At 78.8% G+C, this 1852-nt stretch carries 1 protein-coding gene; it reads right to left on the bottom strand.

Going from position 1 to position 1852, the window contains the following annotated elements:
- On the bottom strand, positions 1–1852 hold a 1852-nt coding region (locus tag ACTUAL_RS11075), incomplete at both ends, for an acyltransferase domain-containing protein (protein ID WP_440900189.1).

Genomic DNA, 1852 nt, shown 5'->3' with positions numbered 1-1852 from the left:
GGCGAGCTGGTCGGCGGAGGTGGTGTCGGCGCGCTCGTAGCGGTGGCGGACGCCCGCGGCGGTCATGCGGGCGAGGTTGGCGGCCAGCTCGGCGTCGTCGGCGGGGTCGGCGCGGCCGATCAGGGCGAGGGCGGCGCCGGTGTCGGTGGCGACGGCGAGCGCGCACTCGGCGGTGATGCCCTTGCCGCCGCCGGTGACGAGCAGGACGTCGTCGGGGCCCAGCGGGGAGGGGGCTGCGGTGTCGAGGGCTGCGGCGTCCGGGACTGCGGTGTCCGGGACTGCGGTGTCCGGGACTGCGGCGTCGGGAGCGGGTTCGGCCACGCGCAGCACCGGGACGGTGCGGGCGCCGTTCGCGGCGTAGCGGGCCTGGGTGAAGCCCTCGCCCGCGGCGATCTCGGCGACGACGGCGGCAGCGGCGGCGTGGTCGGGCAGGCCCGCGGCCAGGTCGACCACGGTGACCGGCAGGTGCGGGGCCTCCAGGTGCAGGGTGCGGGCCAGGCCGGACATGCCGAGGGCGCCCTGGGCGAGCGCGAACCGCCTGCCGGTGGCCAGGGCGTCGCGGGCGGCGGCCAGGGCCAGGGCGACGTGCTCGGGGCCGCCTTCCGGGGGCAGGAGCAGCAGGACGCCGTCGCCGGGCAGCGCGCCCGCGAGGTGGCTGGTGAGGCGGTGGCCGTCGGGGGCGTGCACGGTCCAGTCGCCGGGTTCGGCGACCTGGACGGGGCGCAGCGGGCGCTCGACCTGCACGACGCGGAACGGGCGCACCCAGGGCGCGACGCCGGGGGCCTCGCCGTCCTGCCGGTCGCCGTCGTGGGCGGTGGCGGCCAGCTCGTCGATCAGGTCGGCCAGCTCGCCCAGGCGGGCGGTGGCGAAGTTCGGGCTGGTCTCCAGCGCGGGGCGGCCGAGGCCCCTGGTGACCTCGTTGACGAGCTGGCCGACCGTGATGGAGCTCAGGTGCAGGTCGTCCAGCGGGTGGGTGTGCTCGGTGAGCGCCTCCAGCGGCAGCTCGGCGCGCTGGGCGGCGAGCCTGCGCAGCAGGTCCAGGGTGCTCTCGCCCTCGGCCTGGGCGCTCGCCTCGGGGGCGGCCTGCGCGGCGCTCGTGGTGGTGCGCAGCGCGGGGTCCAGCTCGGGGGCGGTCTCGCACGGGCTGGCCAGGAACGTCATCGCGCCGTCCAGGGGCAGCTCGCGCGCCACCCGGTCGGCGAACAGCGGGGCGGTGCGGATCGGGGCGCCGAGGGCGTGCGCGGCGGCGACGACGGTGAGCAGCGGGGCCAGCGAGGCGCTGTCGGCGTCCACGGACAGCGCGGGGGTTCCGGGGGCGATGTCGGCGAGCAGGCCGGTGAGCACCCGGCCGGGGCCGACCTCCACGACCAGGTCGGCGTGCTCGGCGAGCCCGGTGGCGGCCTCCTGGAAGCGGACCGGGCCGGTGATCTGCTCGCGCAGCAGCGCCCTCAGGTCGGCGTCGGGGGCGAGCGGGGCCCCGGTGACGGTGGAGTGGACGGGGCGGATGAGCCTGCCGAAGTCGTAGTCGACCAGGCGCTCGGCCATCGCGTCGGCGGCCGGGGCGACCAGGGGCGAGTGGAACGCGTGGGACACCGGGAGGCGGGTGGCGTGCACGCCGCGCGCACTGGCGGCTGCGCAGACCCGGTGGACGGCGTCTGCGGGGCCGGAGAGCACGGTCTGGTCGGGGCCGTTGAAGCCGGCGACCACGACGTCCTCCCCCGCCGCCAGCCCGGCGGCCCGGTCGGGGCCCGCGGCGAGGCTGGCCATCGCGCCCCCGCCCTGGCCTGCGTGCGCCATGACCCGGCCGCGCTCGGTGGCCAGGGACAGCACGCGGCCCGCGTCGAGCGCGCCC

The sequence above is a fragment of the Actinosynnema sp. genome, assembly GCF_052038725.1.
This window is presented reverse-complemented; position numbering and strand designations above follow the sequence as displayed.